General features: G+C 57.3%; 15 protein-coding genes. All 15 read left to right on the top strand.

The features are described from left to right. Positions 1 to 2: 2 nt before the first annotated feature. Positions 3 to 2,156: a Sip1-related alpha-galactosidase gene (locus E5161_RS06770; RefSeq protein ID WP_136776931.1), complete on the top strand. Its 2,154-nt coding sequence runs from the start codon at positions 3 to 5 to the stop codon at positions 2,154 to 2,156. A 52-nt stretch (positions 2,157 to 2,208) separates the two neighbouring features. After that, positions 2,209 to 3,423 (top strand): ROK family transcriptional regulator, encoded by a 1,215-nt coding sequence (locus tag E5161_RS06765; RefSeq protein WP_136776930.1) that lies wholly within the window; start codon positions 2,209 to 2,211, stop codon positions 3,421 to 3,423. A gap of 296 nt (positions 3,424 to 3,719) precedes the next feature. Then, positions 3,720 to 4,601, top strand: a complete 882-nt coding sequence (locus E5161_RS06760) for a carbohydrate ABC transporter permease (protein WP_136776929.1) — start codon at positions 3,720 to 3,722, stop codon at positions 4,599 to 4,601. Positions 4,602 to 4,611: 10 nt separating this feature from the next. After that, positions 4,612 to 5,436 (top strand): carbohydrate ABC transporter permease, encoded by an 825-nt coding sequence (locus E5161_RS06755; RefSeq protein ID WP_136776928.1) that lies wholly within the window; start codon positions 4,612 to 4,614, stop codon positions 5,434 to 5,436. Between the two features lie 133 nt (positions 5,437 to 5,569). Next, positions 5,570 to 6,910 (top strand): ABC transporter substrate-binding protein, encoded by a 1,341-nt coding sequence (locus tag E5161_RS06750; RefSeq protein WP_169306591.1) that lies wholly within the window; start codon positions 5,570 to 5,572, stop codon positions 6,908 to 6,910. Positions 6,911 to 7,091: 181 nt separating this feature from the next. Further along, positions 7,092 to 7,766, top strand: coding sequence for an aspartate/glutamate racemase family protein (locus tag E5161_RS06745; protein WP_136776926.1), 675 nt, complete (start codon positions 7,092 to 7,094; stop codon positions 7,764 to 7,766). Continuing rightward, positions 7,759 to 9,294: an FGGY-family carbohydrate kinase gene (locus tag E5161_RS06740; RefSeq protein ID WP_136776925.1), complete on the top strand. Its 1,536-nt coding sequence runs from the start codon at positions 7,759 to 7,761 to the stop codon at positions 9,292 to 9,294. Before E5161_RS06745 ends, E5161_RS06740 begins: the two co-directional genes overlap by 8 nt. Continuing rightward, positions 9,291 to 10,208, top strand: a complete 918-nt coding sequence (locus E5161_RS06735) for a class II fructose-bisphosphate aldolase (protein ID WP_136776924.1) — start codon at positions 9,291 to 9,293, stop codon at positions 10,206 to 10,208. Before E5161_RS06740 ends, E5161_RS06735 begins: the two co-directional genes overlap by 4 nt. 13 nt (positions 10,209 to 10,221) lie before the next feature. Then, on the top strand, positions 10,222 to 12,027 hold the full coding sequence (locus tag E5161_RS06730) for an MBL fold metallo-hydrolase (RefSeq protein WP_211246698.1): 1,806 nt from the start codon (positions 10,222 to 10,224) through the stop codon (positions 12,025 to 12,027). A 34-nt stretch (positions 12,028 to 12,061) separates the two neighbouring features. Further along, positions 12,062 to 14,497, top strand: a complete 2,436-nt coding sequence (locus tag E5161_RS06725) for an alpha-mannosidase (RefSeq protein ID WP_136776923.1) — start codon at positions 12,062 to 12,064, stop codon at positions 14,495 to 14,497. Next, the gene (locus E5161_RS06720) at positions 14,494 to 17,061 is read left to right on the top strand and encodes a glycoside hydrolase family 2 protein (protein WP_136776922.1); all 2,568 of its coding nucleotides are present in this window, start codon (positions 14,494 to 14,496) and stop codon (positions 17,059 to 17,061) included. Before E5161_RS06725 ends, E5161_RS06720 begins: the two co-directional genes overlap by 4 nt. A gap of 15 nt (positions 17,062 to 17,076) precedes the next feature. Further along, positions 17,077 to 17,739 carry a class II aldolase/adducin family protein gene (locus tag E5161_RS06715; RefSeq protein WP_136776921.1) on the top strand — a complete coding sequence of 221 codons (663 nt, stop codon included), beginning with the start codon at positions 17,077 to 17,079 and terminating at the stop codon, positions 17,737 to 17,739. Continuing rightward, on the top strand, positions 17,736 to 19,031 hold the full coding sequence (locus tag E5161_RS06710) for a four-carbon acid sugar kinase family protein (RefSeq protein ID WP_136776920.1): 1,296 nt from the start codon (positions 17,736 to 17,738) through the stop codon (positions 19,029 to 19,031). Before E5161_RS06715 ends, E5161_RS06710 begins: the two co-directional genes overlap by 4 nt. A 26-nt stretch (positions 19,032 to 19,057) precedes the next feature. After that, positions 19,058 to 19,696 (top strand): D-sedoheptulose-7-phosphate isomerase, encoded by a 639-nt coding sequence (locus E5161_RS06705; protein WP_136776919.1) that lies wholly within the window; start codon positions 19,058 to 19,060, stop codon positions 19,694 to 19,696. Then, a complete protein-coding gene (locus E5161_RS06700; protein WP_136776918.1) occupies positions 19,693 to 20,712 on the top strand; it encodes an ROK family protein in 1,020 nt (339 codons plus the stop codon). The genes E5161_RS06705 and E5161_RS06700 overlap by 4 nt, the downstream gene beginning before the upstream one ends.

Genomic DNA, 20,712 nt, shown 5'->3' with positions numbered 1-20,712 from the left:
TGATGTTCCAGGTCCACGAAAATGAGAAACAACTGCACATCCTGTACCGGGAAACGCCGGTGTTGGCCGACATCACGATCTCGGTGCGATTGAACGATTTGTCCGAGCTTCCGCTGGAGCTGCAATCGGTCGTCACGCTGGAACCTTCCGCCTCCACGAAGGGGGCCGTCGAGCAAGTGTTGACTTACTCCGATGCCGGCAGCATAGCAACGGCAACGCTCAATATCCGCAGCGAGTTGTCCGCGGTCCACGTGTCGATGTATGCGGAAGTGAAAAATGAACATCTCTTCGGCAAGCAGCGCTACTTGGCAGGGGAGAACGGCATTATGATCCGGATCGGCCGGACCGTGCCGGTCGACGGCGTCATGGCCATTTACCAGCATAAAGACTGGTGGACAAGGCCCAGCTTCGAACGCGATTTGACGAAGCTCCCCGAGCGCACGCAGTCGATGCTCCTGCAAAGCGGAAATCTCTATTATCATCTGCTTCCGGTCACGAGCGGGCACGTGCGCTCTGATCTCCGGGGAACGCCCGAAGGGCTGCAGGTGGTACTCTCCACTTACCGGGACGGTTTCGACAGATACGATGCGTACGCATTCGTGCTGGCGGCCGGCACCGATCCGTTCGAGCTTACCCGAAGCACGGTGCGTTCCGCTTTGTCCAGGCTCGACGTTCCCGCTTATCACCGGGAGGACAAGGAATATCCGGAAACGCTCGATTATTTGGGCTGGTGCAGTTGGGACGCCTTTTACCACAAGGTGAATGCCGATGGCTTGCGCGAGAAGCTCGGGGAACTGCAGGATATGGGCTTGCCTGTGAAATGGGTCATGATCGACGACGGCTGGTCAGACGTGAAAAATTTGCGTTTGAACGCGTTTGAAGCCGACACGGAGAAGTTTCCGTTCGGGTTGGAGCCGGTAGTGGCCGAGCTCAAACAGCGCTTCGGAGTCCGCTGGGTTGGCGTGTGGCACACCATTATGGGTTATTGGGCGGGCATCGAACATTCCAGCCAGCTGGCGGCGGATTTCAAACAGTACTTGTTCGAAACCTACAACCACCGCATCATTCCTTCCCCGAGCGCGGCTGACGCTTTCGGCTTCTGGAACGCCTGGCATTCGTTCTTGAAGAAGAAAGGCATCGATTTCGTCAAGGTGGACGGGCAAAGCTCGGTATTTAACTTCATGAGGTACTACCGCTCTGTCGGCGAATCCGCGAGAGCCGCCCATACCGCGCTGGAAGCTTCGGTCGGCCTGCACTTTAACCGGACGATGATCAACTGCATGGGGATGGGTGCTGAAAATATTTGGAACCGGCAAATGACGGCCGTTTCCCGCAACAGCGACGATTTCGTACCGCAGGAGGAACGGAGCTTCCAAGAGCATGCCCTGCAAAATGCGTATAACTCGTTGTATCACGGCCAGTTTTTCTGGGGCGACTGGGACATGTTCTGGACGATCAACCCGGATGGGCGTCAGAACGCCGTTCTTCGTGCGGTGAGCGGAGGGCCGGTGTATATCAGCGATCCCGTCGGCCGTACCGACCCCGAGCAAGTATGGCCGTTAGTCTTCCGTGACGGGAAAATCGTCAGAGGAGAGCAGCCCGGTATGCCGACCGCGGATTGCTTGACGATCGATCCGACGGTGGAGCGCGCGCCTCTGAAGGTATGGAACCATTCGAACGGCTCGGGTCTCATCGCCGCCTTCCACGTGAACAAAGATTCGTCGTCTGTGAGCGGCTCCGTACGACCCTCGGATGTGCCGAAGCTTCAGGGAGAACGTTTCGTCGTTTACGATTATTTCAATAAAACCGTGTTCACGCTGGGCCGGGAGGAATCACATCCATTTGAACTGGCGGACAACGGCGTCGCATTGTTTGTTATCGTGCCTGCAGATGCTTTCTTTACCCCGGTCGGTTTGTTGAACAAATATATTCCGTCCGCCGCCGTGCTGAACCATTGGACCTCCGGCCCACGGCATTATGTGCGCTTGAGAGAGGGCGGCGTGTTCGGATTCCTCTCCGAGCGGCAGCCGCAGACAGTTACGGTGAACGGAAGCCTTGCGGAGTTGGTCGTTTTCGATCCCGCGTCGCGGCTATATACGGTCGACTGTTCCTCTGAAATCGGTGAAGTGTTCGTTGAATTTATCTATCAATCATAGTAAGCTAGAAAATGCCCAAAAATAGGAACGGTTTACACCGAAAGAGGTTGCTATGATCGATAACAAAGGCAAAAACATCCGCCACGTCAAAAATATGAACCGGTACGTGATCCTGCAGTGTATTCGGGATCAAGGTCCGATCACCAAGGTGGAAATCGCCGCGCGGACCCATCTGTCTTTCACTGCGATCAATAACCTCGTAGACGAGCTGATCCGGGAGCACTTGATCAGCGAAGCCGGGTTCGACATTTCCAGCGGGGGCCGAAAGCCGATATTGCTGGAGCTCAACCCGGATGCCGTCTACACGGTAGGGATTCATCTGAGTGCATCTACGATCAAAGCGGCGGTCATCAACTTCAAAGGCAGGCCCGTCGTGCAAGAGCAGGCGAAGCTCCGCAGCAAAGAGGACCGCGAGGCGATCGTGGCCCAGATTGTGCATGCCGTCGAATCGATCATGGCGAAGTCCAAATTGCCTCGGGATCGATTCGTAGGCATCGGCGTCGCTTCTCCGGGCCCGCTGGATCCGAGCAGGGGCGTGATCTTATCCCCGCCGAATATTCCGGGTCTGGCTTCGGTGCCGCTTCGCGACATTTTGCAGGAACGGTTCGGCATGAACGCTTCGATCGAGAAGGACGCGAACGTGATGGCGCTCTCCGAGCTGTGGTTCGGAGCAGGCCGCGGATTGAACAACATGATATACGTGGATGCGGACGTTGGGATCGGAAGCGGGATCATCTTTAACCGCAAAATCTATCAAGGCTTCCCTTACGGCGCGGGAGAAATCGGACACGGCACGATCGAGCTGGACGGGCCGCGCTGCAATTGCGGCAACTACGGCTGTCTGGAGGCAGTGGCATCCGGCATGGCGATGATTCGCCGGGCCGGCGAAGAGATTCGCCGGGGGGTTGCCAGCGAGCTGGCTCCGATGTACTTGGACAACGAAGACGCCGTCGATATTCACGCGATTATCGATGCCGCCAAGAAAGGCGATGCGCTCGCCGTGAATTTGTTGAACGAGTCCGCCCGGTACATGGGAATCGCCTTGGCGAACGTCATCAATATGATCACGCCGGAAACCATCGTGATCGGAGGCCTGCTGGTCAACGAAATTCCGGAATACTTCGAGCAGATCAAGGGGATCGCCCAGGCCAGGTGCTTCGCCACTTTCCACAAGGACATCCTGCTTCAGTCGTCGCAGCTCAAGCTCCAAGCGGGTGTCGTCGGTGCGGGAACGCTCGGAATCGAGCAGTATTTGTCGAGCGAGTAAATCGGCTGTCTAAACCGGCTGTCTAAATCGGTCGTCGTCTCATTAGTTTTTGAACATTATTTAAAATGTTTAATCCAATGGTTGCGTTTTCGATAGACAAATCTACCATGTAAGCATTATAATACGGACATAAAGAGATTCCTCCTTGCCACTTTTTAATAATGATTCAAAAAGTGTCATGCATGCGCTTCCAAGGTTATGGATTAATAAGCACCATGAACCTATTTTTATAAAGCCCCATGAAAGCGCTTTTCACCCCGGTGCTTCACGACCGATTCCCGTTAAGGAGGAAGACCATGAAATCTAAGGTGAACAAGTCAGCATACGGTTATCTGTTCATCTCCCCGTTTTTCATCGCCTACGCCCTATTCGGGCTGGTGCCCATTTTGTATACGTTGTACTTAAGTTTGACCAAATGGGACGGATTTTCGGATCCGGTATATGTCGGACTGGCCAACTACGAAAGACTTGTGCACGATTCGTTTTTTTGGCAGACGATCAGCAATACCCTGATTATCTGGATCATGTCGATTGTCCCGCAGTTAATTTTGGCCCTTCTTCTGGCGCTCATACTCCACGAAAAGTTCGTGAAGGGCAAACATTTTTTCCGGGCAGTCTACTACTTTCCCAATCTGATTTCCACGGTCACGCTCGGCGTCATTTTCAGCTTGATGTTCGACTGGCAGACGGGAAGCATCAACAAGCTGCTCATCAATATCGGTCTCATTCAAGACCCGATTAACTGGTTCAACAGCCCTTGGTGGACAAGAGCGATCATAGCTTCGATCACCATGTGGCAATATTTCGGCTTTAACTTGATCGTGTTCGTCGCCGGTCTTCAGTCGATTTCCTCAGAAGTGTTCGAGGCGGCGGAAGTAGATGGAGCAACGAAAACACAGATGGTATTCAAAATCACGCTTCCGCTGTTACGTCCCGTTTTCGTCTTTACCTTCATCACTTCCGTAATCGGAGGGTTGCAGTTGTTCGAAGGACCGCTCGTCATCGGCAACGGCGGGGACGGTCCCGGAAACTCGGCACGAACGATGATCCTGTACCTGTACGAAACCTCGTTCAAAGCGTTCGATTACAGCTACGGGGCAGCGATCGCCTACGGCGTCTTCATCGTCATCATGATCTTCACCGCCATTACTGCCAGAGCCTACAGGCTTAAGGATTAGGAGGATCGACATGAAAGGAAATATCTTCGTCCGGACGATCTGTTACCTGTTCCTCATTGCCGTGGCCATTACGTGTCTGCTGCCGTTTTACAGCATGATCATCACGTCGACCCATAACAACACCGATATCGCGCAAAAGCTGCTTCTTGCACCGGGCGATCAGCTGGCCGCCAACTACGAACGGCTTATGCACTCCGTCAATATTTGGAGAGGGTTGTGGAACACCGCATTTGTTACGGTGGCCGCTACCGCATTGAATGTGTATGCCTCCGCGATGGTAGGATACGGATTTTCCAAGTATAACTTCCGGTTCAAAAATGTGTTGTTTATCGGCCTGCTCGCTACGATGATGATCCCGGGACAGCTTGGGATTATCGGGTTCTACAAATTAATGGAATCCTTCCATATGCTCAATACTTACTGGCCGCTCATCCTGCCGTCGATCAGCAGCGCCTTCGGGGTGTTCATGATCCGCCAGTTCGTCGATTCGTCGGTTCCGACGGAAATATTGGAATCCGGCCGCGTCGACGGTTACGGGGAAGTGCAAATCTTCCACAGAATTATCCTGCCGCTCATGACGCCGGTGTTGGCGACATATGCGATCTTCTCTTTCATCGGAAAGTGGAATGACTTCCTGACGCCGATGATCATTCTGTTCGACAACAACAAGCAGACGCTGCCGGTCATGATCGCGAGCCTCAGGTCCGCGTTCGTATCCGACTTCGGGGCGCAGTACGTAGGGCTTGTCGTATCGGTTGTGCCGATTCTCGTTTTCTTCTCCGCCATGTCGAAACGCATTATAAGCGGAGTGTCGGCGGGTGCGGTCAAAGGTTAAGTTTACATGTCGGACACTTGAAAGGGGTGATGCCTCGACGCTGGTTCTGTTCAGCGTGTCATCGCAAGCGATTGGCAGAAAGAGGCTTATGACCGTACCGTACTACACTTAAACGAAGAAGGGGCGAATGGTTTTGAAGGCAAAAAAATGGTTATCCGGCTTCCTCGCAGCCACCATGATTATCGTACTGCTCGCGGCTTGCGGCAAAGGCAACAGCAATAACGACAGCTCTCCTTCCGCTTCACCGGCGGCATCTCCGAGCGGTTCCGCTTCTGCGGCACCGAGTGATTCCTCGGCTCCTGCTAAGCTGGAAGGCAACCTCGTCGTTTGGACTTATTTCGATCAGGTCAAAATCCTGGCTGAATCTTTCATGGCCAAAAACCCGGGCGTGAAGGTCGACGTACAGATTTTCCCGGGCGACCAGTATGAAACGAAGCTGATGACCGCGCTGCAAACCGGTCAAAACGCGCCTGACATCGTGGACCTGGATAGAGGCTACATCGGCAAATTCCTGGAGTCTCCATACCTTGCCGACCTGTCCGCTATGGGCGGAGACGATGTGGTCAAGGATCATATTCCTTATGTCAAAGAATACGGCAAATCCGCTGACGGCAAGCTCCGTGCCATCTCCGACAACTCTTCGCCGGGCGGCTTCTGGTACGTTCGCGAGAGCGCGAAAAAATGGCTGGGCACCGACGATCCGGACCAAATCAGCGCGATGGTCGACTCCTGGGATAAAATCGTCGACCTTGGCAAAAAAGTCGCGAAAGACAGCGGCGGCAAAGTACATCTGATTCAATCCGCCGGCGGCTTGTTCGACATCATGGCTTACAATACCCAGCCGTGGGTGCAAGACGGCAAGTTGGTTATCGATCCGAAATGGAAAGAAACCTATGAAACGCAACTGAAAATCCGCAATGAAGGCGTAGACGCGAAGCTGGGCTTCATGTCTTCCGGATGGGGCAGCGCGCTCAATAACGGAGACGTCGTCCTGACCTCCATGCCTTCCTGGGCAACGTTCATGATCGACAACAAAGACGGCAAAGCGAAAGGCAAATTCGGCGTGGCCAAGACGCCGGAAGGCTGGTTCATCGGCGGACGCTATGAAGGCATCTATGAAAAATCCAAGAACAAAGAACTGGCATTTGAATTCCTGAAATACGTCGCCAGCCCGGAATGGCAGCTGGAAAACCTGCAGAAGACGGGCAACATGCCGTCCAACGCGCTCGTATTCGATCAAAACCAAGACTCGTTCAAGATGGATATGCTCGGCGATCAATTGATCCTGAAGGCATACGCCGACCAAATGAAGAGCCTGCCTGGCGTTAAGGCGGACAAATACAATGAAGGCGTATTGTCCAAATGGGGCAAAGTGGCCGGCGAAGGCATCAACAACAACACTCCGTATGACAAAGTTGTCCAAGCGTTCAAGAAAGAAGTCAAGAACACGTATCCGGAAATTAAAGTAGAGTAACGTTTTTCGGTCGCACCGGCGCGGGAGATGCCACATCCTCCCCGTCGGTGCAACCTTCATAAGGGCTTTCCAAAAAAACTGTAATTCCGCAACATTGAAAATTCAAGTGGTTCCCCGTTCAAGGACTACTTATCGTATAGATTGGAAAGAAAATGTTTGTTTAGCTGGGAGTGAGCAACGAATGAGCAATCCGAAACTCGCCTTTATCCACACGACGCCGGTCACGATCGACACGTTCAAAGCATTGACGGCGGAGCTCATGCCAGGCTGGGAAGTCATCAACTTCCTGGACGATTCCATTCTTCCGCAGCTTGCGCAAAACGGCGGACGTGTGACCGACGTGTTGGAACGTTGGACTTCGTACGCCAAATTTGCAGAGCAGCAAGGCGCACGCGGTGTGGTCAGCGCTTGTTCTTCAGTAGGCGAGGCGGCCGAAGCGGCTCGTGCAACACTTGGCATTCCCGTCATGCGGATCGACGAAGCGATGGCGGAAGAGGCGGTGTCGAGGGCGAACAAGATCGGCGTTGCCGCGACGCTCGCTTCGACTCTGCAGCCGACGACGCGGTTGATCCAAAGAAAGGCGTCAGAGCGCGGCACGGAGCCGGAAATCAAGCAAGCGCTGGCATCGGAAGCTTACCGTCTTCTGATGAGCGGTGACCGGGAAGGTCACGACCGAGAACTGTCGGCCGTGCTTTTGGAACTGGTCGACGCCGTCGATGTCGTCGTATTGGCGCAAGCCTCAATGGCCAGAGTCGTGTCCGCGTTGCCCGAAGCGCTGCAGCCGAAATTTTTGACCAGTCCGCGGCTGGGCATGCTGCACATCGCTCAAGCGATGGAGGGAGCAGGCCGTGACTGACCGCGGCGAAACCGCCTTGCTCAGCCTGGATATCGGGACAACGCACTGCAAGGCGGCGTTATTTGGAGAGAATGGGCGGCTGATCCGGCTCGCTCGCACCGAGACGGTGAAATACGCCGAGGACGGCTGGGAGTTCTATGATCCGGAGCGGCTGTGGGCCGGAATCGCCGGCTTGATCCGGGAGGCGATGCCGTCGGAACTGGCGAAGAGTATCCGTTGCGTCGGCATCACGAGCATGGCGGAAACCGGTTTGCTTGTCGACCGGCGGACGGGCGCGGCGCGGACGCCGTTCATTCCTTGGTTCTCACCTTGCTCCAAGCCTCAGGCGGAGCAGATCGCCGCTTCGACGGATCCGCTGGAGCAGTTCGCCGCGACCGGACTCCGCAGCAGCTATAAATACGGTTTGGCGAAGATTTTATGGTGGAAGCAGCGCGATCCCGGTTTGTTGAAGGGAGCCGTATGGCTGTCCGCCTCCGACTATGCCGCTTATCGGTTGACGGGTGCGCTGGCGACCGATTATACGCTGGCGGCGCGCACTTATGCGTTCCGCATCGACCGCAAGCAATGGGATGCGGTTTGGATCCGGCATTTCGGGCTCGATACGGAATTGTTTCCGGAGGCGCTTCCGAGCGGAGCCGTGATGGGAAAGGTGAACGAGGAAGCCGCACGTTCGCTCGGTTTGCCGGCCGGTGTGCCCGTCGTCATCGCAGGCCACGATCACGTAGCCGCGAGTTTGGCCGCCGGAGCGGTGAAGCCGGGCCGCGTGATGGATTCGATCGGAACGGCTGAGACGCTCGTCGGCGTCATGCCGGAGCGGAAGCTGGCGGCCGCAGATCTGGACGCCGGCTTGTCCTTCGGCTGTCACCCGATTCCGGGTTTGATGTTCTGGATGGGCGGATTGTCCGCTTCCGGAGGATCGGTGGAATGGCTGAGGGCTGTGTTGTCGGAGCCTGCTCTGAGCTACGACAGGTTGTTGGCCATGTTGGACGAAACGGCGCCGGGCCCGACCGGAATTCTGTATTTTCCTTATTTGTCGGGAAGCGGAGCGCCGCAGCCGGATGCGGAGGCCAAAGCGGCTTTTATCGGTTTGGCCGCCCGTCACGGGCGCGTGGATTTGCTGAAAGCCGTACTGGAAGGCACGGCCTACGAGATGGAATGGATGCGCCGGTCGGCGGAACTGGCTGCCGGATCCGCGATATCGGCCCTGACGGTCACAGGCGGAGGCGTGCAGAACCGGCATTGGCTGCAAATCAAAGCCGACGTGTCGAATTGCCCGCTGGAGCTGTCGGACACGCCGGAATCGGCGCTTCTCGGATCCGCCATGCTGGCCGGGACCGGCTGCGGATTGTTCCGGGATGCGTTCGAGGCGGAAGCCGCGATGGCCGGACACCGGAAGCGATCGGTCATCCGGCCTCAAGCCGATTATCACCATGAGTACAGACGGCTTTTCGAAACGGGATATGTACCGCTTCAGATGCCGCTGCGCCGATATCACCACAACATAGAAAAAGGAGACGGAGCGTTGTGAACCATACAAAACCTAGCCATGTGATTACGTTGAAAAGAGCCTTGGAGCTATCCGAGAAACACGGGTACGCCACTGGTTCGTTTTCTCCCCGGTATACACCGGTAATTTTGCCGGTGCTGCGGGCGGCCGAGAGATGCAAATCCCCCGCTATCGTTCAGATCTCTCATAAAGAATTGCTGCGCTACGGGATTACGCCTGCGGAGTTCGCCGAACAATTTTACTTCCGGATGACCAGCGAGAACATTACCGTTCCCGTTGTGCTTCACCTGGACCATACGAAGGAGCTGGACACGATCGCGCAAGCGATCGAGGCAGGTTTTACGTCCGTCATGATCGACGCCTCCGAGAAACCGCTGGAGGAGAACATCGCCATTACACGGGAAGTCGTGGAATACGCGCATGCCCGCGGCGTCTCCGTGGAGGCCGAGCTCGGCATGATCGGAACGACCGACTTCGTCGAGACGGATAAAGACGAAGAGCTGTATACCGATCCTCAGGAAGCCAAGTATTTTGTGGAGCGGACGGGTGTCGACGCGCTGGCGGTCTCTTGCGGTACGGCACATGGAGTGTACATGGTTCGAGAACCGAAAATCGACTATGCACGACTGCAGGCCATCCGGGCGCTGACTCCGGTACATCTGGTGTTACATGGCGGTTCGGGCGTGCCGGCGGAAATGATGGCGAAAGCGATCGCGCTGCCTGGCGGCGGCGTCAGTAAAGTGAACATCGCGACCGACCTGGAGCTTGCTTTCCTTGGCGGGCTTGGCCGCGAAGAACGATTGACCAACGAGGAATGCCAAATGCTGGACCCGGAGCTGCTGGAAAAAGGCCGGGCCGCAGTGGAGAGCGCCGTGGCCGATAAAATCGAGCATTTCCTCGGCAGCAAAGGGAAAGCCGTTCATTTTAAAGCTTAAGAAGGTGTTTTCCTTGATCATCAAGCTATCCGAAAATTTGTATATGTTCCGCGACATGTGCCATGTTTACGTGTTGAAAAAAGGTGCGGAAGCGGTGCTCATCGACTTCGGAAGCGGAGAGGTGCTGGACCGGCTGGCCGAAATCGGGGTCGAGCGCGTATCGGCGATCCTGATGACGCACCATCACCGCGACCAGGGTCAAGGGTTGGACCGCGCGGCGGAGGCGGGCATTCCGATCTGGGTTCCGCACAACGAACAGGAATTGTTCTCGGAAGTGGACGCGTACTGGCAGGCGCGGGAAATATTGAACAACTACAACGTCCGCCAGGACCGTTTCTCTCTCATTGCGCCGGTGCCGATTGCCGGCACGTTGAAAGATTACGAGAAATTCAGCTGCTCCGGGCTGGAGTTCACGATCGTGCCCACACCCGGACATACGATCGGCTCGATTGCACTGATGACCCGGCACGACGGCCGATGCCTCGCGTTCACCGGCGATTTGATTTCAGGACCCGGCAAAGTTTGGTCGCTGGCGGCGACACACTGGTCTTACAGCGGCGGCGAAGGCTTGGCGCACACCGCGCTCTCTGTCCTCGATCTGAAGGACCGCAAGCCGGATTGGCTGCTGCCGTCGCATGGCCAGGTGATGGAAAAGCCGGACGAAGCGATCGACCTGCTCGTGGAACGGCTGCGGGAGCTCATGTATTTCCGCCGCCAGAACGAACCGCTGCTGCGTCTTCGGGAACAGCCTTTCGTCGAAATTACGCCGCACCTGCTCCGCAACCGCACCAGTTTCGCGTATCACTACGTGCTGTTGTCGGACAGCGGCAAAGCGCTCTTTTTCGACTTCGGGCACGATTTCCTGATGGGCATGCCGGCGGGTACGGAGCGGTCATCGCGCAGGCCGTGGCTGTATACGCTCGGGACATTGAAAAAACAGTACGGCGTGCATCAGGTAGATGCCGTGGTTCCGACGCATTATCACGACGATCACGTGGCCGGCATCAACCTGCTGCGCGATACGGAAGGCACGCAGCTGTGGGCGGCGGAGACGTTCGCGGACATTTTGCGGCGGCCGGAGCATTATGACCTGCCTTGTCTCTGGTACGACCCGATTCCGGTGGACCGCGAGCTGCCGCTCGGCGTACCGATTCAGTGGGAAGAGCACGAGTTCACGCTGCACCCGCTCCCCGGGCACACGCTGTTTGCGGTCGCCATCTCGTTGGAGGTGGACGGCAAAAAGGTGCTCATCTCCGGAGACCAATATCACGGGGAAGAGGGGCTGCTTGAAAATTACGTATATCCGAACCGTTTTCATATCCAGGATTTCGTAAAAAGCGCCGCTCTTTATGGGAAGCTGAATCCGGAAGTCATTTGCACAGGGCATTGGTCGCCGCTATGGGTGACGCCCGGCTATTTCGAGGAGCTCGCGAAGCGGGGCGAGACGCTGGAGAGAATTCACCGGGATTTGCTGACGCTGGAGGATGTGGACTTCGGTGCGGAAGGCATCGGGGTTCGTATGTCTCCGTACCAGACCAAAGTGTGGCCGGGTGAAAGCTTTCGGCTCGAAGCCGAAGTGATGAACCCTTATCAGCGGGATGCACTCGCGGATGTGACGCTGAACGTGCCGCCGGGCTGGAAGGTCGAGCCGGAAAAGGCGGAAACGCCGCTGATGCCGAGCGGACTCGCGCGCGTCGCGTTCCAGGTAACCCCGAATGGACCTCCGAAGCGGCGCGTTCGGGTTGCCGCGGATTTGCGGGTGGACGGCGTGCGGTTCGGCCAGCATGCGGAAGCATTGGTCACCGTGCGCAAGCGATAGATGATAGAGAATTGCATTTTGGGAGGAATAGCGGATGAAAGAGAAGCAGCTGCATATGATCGGCAACGCGCATTTGGATCCGGTTTGGTTATGGCAATGGCAGGAAGGCGTGCAAGAAACGAAAGCGACGTTCCGTTCCGTACTGGACCGGATGAATGAGTATCCGGATTTCGTGTTCACTTCCAGCTCCGCTGCTTTCTATGAGTGGGTGGAAGAGAACGAGCCGAAGATGTTCGAGGAAATTCGTCAGCGCATCCGCGAAGGCCGCTGGCAAATTTGCGGCGGCTGGTGGATTCAGCCGGACTGCAACATACCGGGCGGCGAATCGTTCGTGCGCCAAGGCTTGTACGGGCAACGCTATTTCCACGAGAAGTTCGGCGTTATGGCCAAAGTCGGCTATAACGTCGACAGCTTCGGCCATCACGGCATGCTTCCCCAAATTTTAAAGAAAAGTGGTATGGATTATTACGTGTTCATGCGCCCGATGCCGAACGAGAAAGGGCTGCCCGCCCGCACGTTCCATTGGGAATCCGATGACGGCTCGCGCGTGCTTGCCTATCGTATACCATTCGAATATTGCACGTGGGGCAAAGATTTGGACAAACACGTCGCCCGCTGCATCGACGAGCTGAAAGATCCGGTGAACGATCTCATGGTGTTCTATGGAGTCGGCAACCACGGCGGCGGCCCGACGAAAGAAAACATCGAAAGTATCAAGCGGATGAACAACGACCCCGCATTTCCGAGCTTGCCGTTTACGGCGCCGAATGAATTTTTCCGCAAAGTCGAAGGCTTCGAGCACCCGGTCGTGCACGACGACCTGCAGCATCACGCCAGCGGGTGCTATGCCGTTCATTCGGGCATCAAGCAGTGGAACCGGCAAGCGGAAAACAAGCTGATCAGCGCGGAAAAATGGTCGGCATTGGCCGAGCGCGTCACCGGCCAGCCGTATCCGGCGAACTTCCATCGCGCGTGGAAAAACGTGCTGTTTAACCAGTTCCATGACATTTTGGCCGGAACCAGCATCGAGCCGGCGTACGAGGATGCCCGCAACATGCACGGAGAAGCGATGTCGATCGCCGAGCGCGGACTCAACTACGCCATCCAATCGTTCTCTTGGAATATCGGAATCGAGCAGGAGGAGGGCATGAAGCCGATCGTCGTGTTTAACCCACACGCCTGGGAAAGCCGGGTCAACGTTGAACTCGAAATCACGCCAATCCGCGATCATACGATTTTGGTGGACGAGACCGGCAAGCAAATCCCGTATCAGGTCGTGCAGTCTCTCGCGACGGCGGACGGCCGCTGGCGCATTAGCTTCATCGCGGACTTGCCGCCGATGGGCTATCGCGTGTACAAAGTACGCAGCGGTACCGGAAATCCGGCTAAGCTGGTTATCCCTTCGGTTCAAGCGAGCGATTACACGATGGAAAACGACCGCTTGCGCCTGGAATTCGATCCGGGCACGGGCTTTATTTCCCGGCTGCATGACAAAAAAGCGAACTTCGACGTATTCGGCGGACCGGCCGCAAAGCCGGTCGTCATGGAAGACAAATCGGACACGTGGAGCCATAACGTATTTCATTTCCAGGATGCAATCGGCGAATTCAAGGCCCGCAGCGTCCGCCGCGTCGAACACGGCCCAGTCAAATCGGTCATTCGCGTGACCAGCGAATACGGTCGTTCGATCATCGTGCAGGACTTTACGATGTACCGCGAGCTCGATTATATCGACGTGAAAGTAACGGTCGACTGGCGCGAGCAGTTCAAGGCGCTCAAGCTCGTGTTCCCGGTCAACCTGCAGTTCACCAAACAAACGTATGAAATTCCATATGGTTTCAAAGAGCGCGAGCATAACGGCGAGGAAGAACCCGGTCAAGGCTGGGTCGACTATACCGGCATCATTCGCGGAGACGGCTCCGTGTACGGTCTTTCGCTCATCAACGATGCCAAGTACAGCTACAGCATGATGAACAAAGATTTGGCGATGACTGTGCTGCGCAGCCCGATCTACGCGCATCATGATCCGCGCGTGCCGGATCCGGACGGCCATTATTCATTCATCGATCAAGGCATACAAACGTTCCATTACCGGCTGCTGCCGCACCAAGGAAGCTGGGAGCAGGCCGGTACCGTCAAGCGTACGCTGGAATTGAATCAGCGCCCGACGGCGATTATCGAGACGTATCATGAAGGTCCGCTGCCGCAGCAGGACTCCTTCCTCTCGGTCGACCAGGACAACATCATCGTGAGCGCGGTGAAGAAAGCGGAAGACAACGACGATCTGATCGTCCGCTGCTACGAAGCCACGAAGACCGCCACGCAAGCGGTGCTGACGTTCCCGAAATGGAACCGCAAGGTGGACGTTTCTTTCGGTCCTTGCGAGATCAAAACGCTGCGCATTCCGGTGGACGCCGGCCGCCCTGTGACCGAGACGAACTTGCTCGAAATGGACGGTGACCGGGCTTGACGCAGCGCATCGAGTTAAACGGCAGCGACTGGTGGTACAAAGATTTTGTAGGCGAGGATTGGATATGGCGCGATGCCGAGAAGCCGGATACGAAGGACGTCCGCTGGTGGCGCCAAGGAACCGTTCCCGGTACGGTGCTGCACGACGTATGGAAGAACGGCGAAACGCCGGATCCGTTCTTTGAACGCAACAGCCTGCTCGTGGAGTGGGTGCCGGAGCGTACATGGCTTTATAAAAAGTCGTTTTTTGTGGAGGAGAAACTGCGCGGACAGCGGGTGCAGCTGCATTTTAAAGGCGTCGACTACGAAGCGCGGTTTTTCCTGAACGTCCGGCCGATCGGCACGCATAAGGGAATGTACACGCCGGCGGTGTTCGAAGTGACGGATGCGCTGCTATACGGGCAGGACAATCTTGTTGCCGTCGTCATCGAGAAGGCGCCGGACGAGCAGCCTCAGGTCAGCAAAACGAGCTATGTCCGCACGCACAAAAGCCGGATGACCTACTGGTGGGACTTTTGCCCGCGCATGATTCACCAAGGCATATGGGACGACGTCTATCTGGAAGTGACGGGTCCCGTCCGGCTGGAAGACGTGTATGTTCGTCCCCAGTTGACGGAGGATTACCGGCATGCGCATGTGTCGGTATCGACCGCCTTGTCGTCTACTCGTTCTGCTTTGGTGGAAGTTCGGACGGAAGTACGGTTCCAAGGACGCCCGGTGGCTTCGGCTTCTTCCCGGCATGCGGTGACGACGGGCGAGACGCGGCTGAACACGCTGGTCAAGTTGGCGGAGCCGCAGCTTTGGTGGCCGAACGGGTCGGGCGAAGCGCATTTGTATGAAGCGGCCGTGACGGTGACCGAGGTCGGCGCAGAAGCGGCGTCCGCGGACCGCACCGTGGTGTTCGGCATCCGCGAAGTTCGGTTTGAGGCGAACGAGACGACGGATACGACCGCGAAGCCGTACACGCTTGTCGTCAACGGGGAAAAAACGTTTATCAAAGGCTGGAACTGGGTGCCGATGGACGTCATGTACGGTGTTCCGCAGCCTGAGAAGCTTGAGCGGCTGCTGCAGCTCGCGCGGCGCGCCGGCGTCAACATGCTCCGCATTTGGGGCGGCGGCCTGATCGAGAAGGACGCGTTCTACGAGCTTTGCAACCGTTACGGCATCATGGTATGGCAGGAATTCATCCAATCGAGCTCGGGCATCGCGAACAAGCCGAGCGAGGATCCGGATTTTCTGGCGATGATGGCCGCCGAAGCAGAATCGATTATTCCGCGCAAGCGGAACAACCCGTCGCTCGTGCTTTGGTGCGGCGGCAACGAGCTGCAGGGAGCGGGCGACATTCCGCTCGATGACGACGAGCCGGTGCTGGCGATTTTGAAGGAAGCGGTGCAGCGGCTTCACCCCGGCGCGCTCTGGCTGCCGACGTCGCCAAGCGGACGGCTGTTTATGAACAGTCTGGAAAATATCGCGAACGACCCGACCGGTTTGCATGATGTGCACGGCCCTTGGGAGCATCAAGGGTTGACCGCGCACTATACGCTATTCAACGGCGGCACTTCGCTGCTCCACAGCGAATTTGGCGTCGAGGGCATGACCAATTTGAAGACGTTGAACGCCACCATCGGCGAGATGAATCAATGGCCGGCGGGGAAAGACAATCCGATTTATTTCCACCGGGGTTCCTGGTGGAACAACGAGCAGCTGGTGCAGGAGGCGTTCGGCAGCCGGCTGACGGAGGTGCGGACGTTAATCCGGGCCAGCCAGTTCCTGCAGGCAGAGGGACTCGGCTACGCGTTGGAGTCGAACCGGCGCCGGAAGAAGCAAAGCAGCGGAACGCTCCCGTGGCAATTCAACGAACCGTTCCCGAACGCTTGGTGCACATCGGCGCTCGATTATTACGCGAATACGAAGCAAGTTTACTACGCGGTTGCGAAGGCTTACCGGCAAGTTTCGGTCAGCGCCGGCTTCGACATGATGGCGTGGGAAGGACAGCAGCGATTCGCAGCCGATTTATGGGCGGTAAGTTCGCATAGGGAGACGCTGTCCGGCGTGAAGGCGGTTTGGCGGTTGGTTGGTGCCCGCGGTTCCGTTTACGGGGAAGGGTTGTGGACCGGAAGAGTAGAATCCCGGACTCCGATCAAGTTTTATAAGATCGAGATTCCGATGGAGCGGGTAAGCGACGATCTTTTCTTCCTTGTGCTGGAGCTCTCCGACGCTTCCGGCCGTGTCCTTGCAGACAACCGTTACACTTTCAGCCGCACCGCGGACATGCAGCCGATGCTTGACGCGGCGGACACCGAGGTACAAGCGGTGAAGCGGGAAACGGCGGATGACCGGTGGGAGCTTGAACTGAGCAACGCGGGTGGTTTCGCAGCAGTGCAAGTACATTTGGAAGATGCGCGTCCGTTGGTGGCGGAAGGATATGTGTATTTCTCTGACAACGATCTTTCTTTGCTGCCGGGAGAAAAGAAAACGATCTCCATCGATTGGAGCGGCGTGCCGAAAGAGCAGCGTGCGCTTGAATTGGCGGGTTGGAACATGGCTGTCCAAGAGATTCGATAAGGCGGTGACAATCCGATGACGGACGTCCGGACGATCAGGCGGCAGCTTCAGGATGTGGGCCGCTATATGATGCAATTCGGCTTGGCCTGGGGCAACGCGGGCAACATCAGCGCCCGGACAGGCCCAAATTCCTGCATGATCAGCGCGAGCGGCACCTATTTGGGCGAGCTCGCGGAAGAAGATTTGGTGGAGTGCCGGTTCGACGGGCAGCCGGAGGACCCTGGAGCGAAGAAGCCATCCAAGGAAATGCCGATGCACCGCGCGATCTACGAAAGCCGGCCGGAAATCGGCGCCGTGCTGCACGCTTCTCCTTTTTACAGCACGCTGGCGGCTTGCTCCGGTCTGGACATTCCGTCTTCGTTATTCGTGGAGACGATGTACTATTTGGAGCGCGTGGAGCGGGTGCCTTACCGGCATCCGGGGTCGGTGGAACTTGGCGAAGTCGTACGCGAGAAGGCGAAGCGGGCGAACGTGCTGCTTTTGGAGAACCACGGCGTGCTGGTGTACGATACGACGCTGCAGGAAGCGAGAATGGCGCTGCAAACGTTGGAAATGGCGTGTCGGATGGCCGTCACCGCACAAGCTGGAGGCATCGGCATGAATCCTTTGCCGGAAGCGGCCGTGCAGCACTTCCTCTCGCATTCCGGCTACAAGCCGCGCAGGAGGTGGGAGGAATGATCGGCATTTCGGCCGACGACATCACGGGTGCGGGAGATATCGGCATTATGTTCGCCAAAGCCGGATACGCCTCCCATATCTATCCTTTCACCGCCGGCGGTTCGGCCTATCCTCAAGTGAAAGACGGGGATGTCGTCATTTTCGATACGAATTCACGGTTTGATTCGCCGAAGACGGCTTACGACAAAGTGTTCGCGGCCACGGCGAAGCTGCGGGAGCTGGGGTGCACCCAATTCATCAATAAGACCTGCTCGGTGTTTCGAGGCAATATCGGCGCGGAATTCGACGCGATGCTGGATGCGCTCGGCGAGTCGTTCGCGGTGGTCGTGCTCGGGTTTCCGAAAAACGGGAGAACGACGGTAGACGGCATCCATTATGTGCACGGCAAGAAGCTGGAAGAGTCGGAGTTCCGGCACGATCCGGTCCATCCGATGACGCGGTCGGATCTCGCCGGCATTCTGCGCGGGCAGACGGAGCGCACGGTGGCGCAGCTGGACCATACCGTCGTGGAGCAAGGGCCCGATGCTTTGCGGCAAGCCATCGAAGAGATGAAGAACAGATGCCATTATTTGATTCTTGATGTGACGGACCAGCAAGCACTTCGGATCATTGCGGAGGCGGTGCTGGAGGAACGCGTCTTGTGCGGCAGCTCCGCGCTGTCGGAAGAGCTCGCTCTACTGCGCAAGGCGACCTCGCCTTCCGAGGCGGCGCCTCCGGCGATTCCGGCCGGAAGCGATGCCGGCCTGCTGATCACGGCCGGCAGCCTGATGCCGCAAACCGCGAGGCAAGTGGAGGAGCTGCGGACATGCGGCACGTCGGTGTTCGAATTAGACACGTTGAAACTGCTCGATCCGGAGGGCCGGGAACCATTATTGGCTTCGCTCACGGAACAAATCGCGGCGCTTAATCTAAGCGGCCGGCACGTCCTCGTCCATTCCTCTCATGACGCGGAGCAGGTGCGGCAGACGAAATCGGCCGGATCACAAATGGGCTTGAGCAACACCGACGTTTCCAGGCTCGTATCCGGATCGCTCGCGGAAATTACCGCAAGAGTATTGGCTGCAACCGGGCAGACGCGCGCCATAATCGCCGGTGGAGATACTTCTGCATCGGCATGCGAGCGGCTGGGCGTTCAAGGCATGCGAATCGTCCGGGAAATCGAACCCGGACTTCCTTCCTGCCTCACGTTTGGGGAACGGCCGCTGCTGCTTGTGCTGAAATCGGGCAGCTTTGGCAAACCGGACTTTTTTCAAAAAGCGATCCGCCATTTGATGAATTTATCTCATGAATAACTGCCAGCAGCAAGGAGGGATCCATCATGTATGCGATTCTCGATAAACTTTACGCCAAATATCCGGAGCTGCAGCCGGCCTGTTCGGCGGATATCTTTCAAGCCTTTGAGCTGCTGCGCACTTGTTTCCGCAATGGCGGCAAAGTGCTCATATGCGGCAACGGAGGAAGCGCGGCGGACGCCGAACACATCGTGGGCGAGCTGATGAAAGGCTTCATGCTGCAGCGGCCGGTTCCTTCTTCGTTCCGCGACAAGCTCTCGGCGGTCGATGCCGAATCCGCCGGTTATATTGTGCAGCATTTGCAAGGGGCGCTGCCAGCGATTTCGCTCGTGAGCCACACGGCGCTGTCGACGGCCTTCGCCAATGACGCGGCGCCGGATTTGGTGTTCGCACAGCAGGTCTACGGCTACGGAAAGCCGGGAGATGTGCTGATCGGCATCAGTACGTCCGGGAATTCCGCCAACGTGCTTCATGCGCTAAGGGTCGCCAAGGCGCTCGGCATGGGCACGATCGGTTTGACGGGACGGTCGGGCGGCCGTATGAAAGCGTTGTGCGACGCCGCCGTTTGCGTTCCGTTCGACAGCACGCCGGATATTCAAGAGAGACACCTGCCGATTTATCATGCGCTTTGCATCTTGATCGAAGAGGAGTTTTTCTCGCCATGACACTACTCGGAGGAATGGATATCGGCGGCACAAAATGTGCGGTGACGCTCGGAAGAACGCGGGAAACGGGGATCGAGCTGCTCGTGAAACAAAGCTTTCCGACTCCGCCGACACCGCAGGAAACGATCCGGCGGCTCATGGATACGCTGGAGGAGCTGCTGGCGGAAAAGCATTCGAGCGAACCGCTCGCCGCCGTCGGCATCAGCTGCGGGGGGCCGTTGGACAGCCGGTCCGGCGTGGTGCTGTCTCCTCCCAACTTGCCGGGATGGGATGAGTTCGATTGCGTCACGCCGATCCGGGAACGGTTCGGCGTCCCGGTCGGCCTTCAGAACGACGCCAACGCCTGCGCGCTGGCGGAATGGAAATGGGGCGCCGGCCGGGGCTGCCGCAACATGATTTTCCTGACGTTCGGCACCGGCATGGGCGCCGGGTTGATTTTGGACGGCCGGCTGTATACCGGAACGAACGACATGGCCGGCGAAGTGGGACACATCCGGCTTGACGACAACGGCCCGATCGGATACGGCAAAGCCGGCTCGTTCGAAGGCTTCTGCAGCGGAGGCGGCATCGCGCTGCTGTCTCGAGTCCGCGCGGAAGAAGCGATTGCCCAAGGGAACCCGCCGTCGTTTTGCGCGACGGCCGCGGAGCTGGACGATATTACGACGCAGAAGGTCGGGGAAGCGGCGAAGGAGGGCGACCCGCTCGCGCTGGACATTTTCCGGGTTGTCGGGAACCGGCTGGGACAAGGGCTGGCCATACTCGTGGATATTTTGAATCCCGAGCTTATCGTCATCGGCAGTATCTACGGCCGCCAGCAGTCGATTCTGGAGCCGATCGTGCTGGAGCAGTTGACGAAGGAAGCACTGCCCCACAACTTGCAAGTATGTCGGGTCGTTCCCGCCGGTCTCGGCGAAAGCGTCGGCGACTTGGCCAGCATGTCGGTGGCTTCCGCCGTGCTGGGAGCTGCGCCGGAAGCTGTGCGATCGAAGGGAGAAGCTTCTTCAGCCGCGTATTGA

The sequence above is a fragment of the Cohnella pontilimi genome, from assembly GCF_005049045.1.
GTDB classification, from domain to species: domain Bacteria; phylum Bacillota; class Bacilli; order Paenibacillales; family Paenibacillaceae; genus Cohnella; species Cohnella pontilimi.
The sequence above is the reverse complement of the archived record's forward strand: the minus strand, read 5'-3'. Positions and strand labels throughout refer to the sequence as shown.

Excerpts from the sequence above, each read along its gene's own strand:
- E5161_RS06770 (WP_136776931.1), top strand. The coding sequence starts at position 3 with ATGTTCCAGGTCCACGAAAATGAGAAACAACTGCACATCCTGTACCGG.
- E5161_RS06765 (WP_136776930.1), top strand. The coding sequence starts at position 2,209 with ATGATCGATAACAAAGGCAAAAACATCCGCCACGTCAAAAATATGAAC.
- E5161_RS06760 (WP_136776929.1), top strand. The coding sequence starts at position 3,720 with ATGAAATCTAAGGTGAACAAGTCAGCATACGGTTATCTGTTCATCTCC.
- E5161_RS06755 (WP_136776928.1), top strand. The coding sequence starts at position 4,612 with ATGAAAGGAAATATCTTCGTCCGGACGATCTGTTACCTGTTCCTCATT.
- E5161_RS06745 (WP_136776926.1), top strand. The coding sequence starts at position 7,092 with ATGAGCAATCCGAAACTCGCCTTTATCCACACGACGCCGGTCACGATC.
- E5161_RS06725 (WP_136776923.1), top strand. The coding sequence starts at position 12,062 with ATGAAAGAGAAGCAGCTGCATATGATCGGCAACGCGCATTTGGATCCG.
- E5161_RS06715 (WP_136776921.1), top strand. The coding sequence starts at position 17,077 with ATGACGGACGTCCGGACGATCAGGCGGCAGCTTCAGGATGTGGGCCGC.
- E5161_RS06710 (WP_136776920.1), top strand. The coding sequence starts at position 17,736 with ATGATCGGCATTTCGGCCGACGACATCACGGGTGCGGGAGATATCGGC.
- E5161_RS06705 (WP_136776919.1), top strand. The coding sequence starts at position 19,058 with ATGTATGCGATTCTCGATAAACTTTACGCCAAATATCCGGAGCTGCAG.
- E5161_RS06700 (WP_136776918.1), top strand. The coding sequence starts at position 19,693 with ATGACACTACTCGGAGGAATGGATATCGGCGGCACAAAATGTGCGGTG.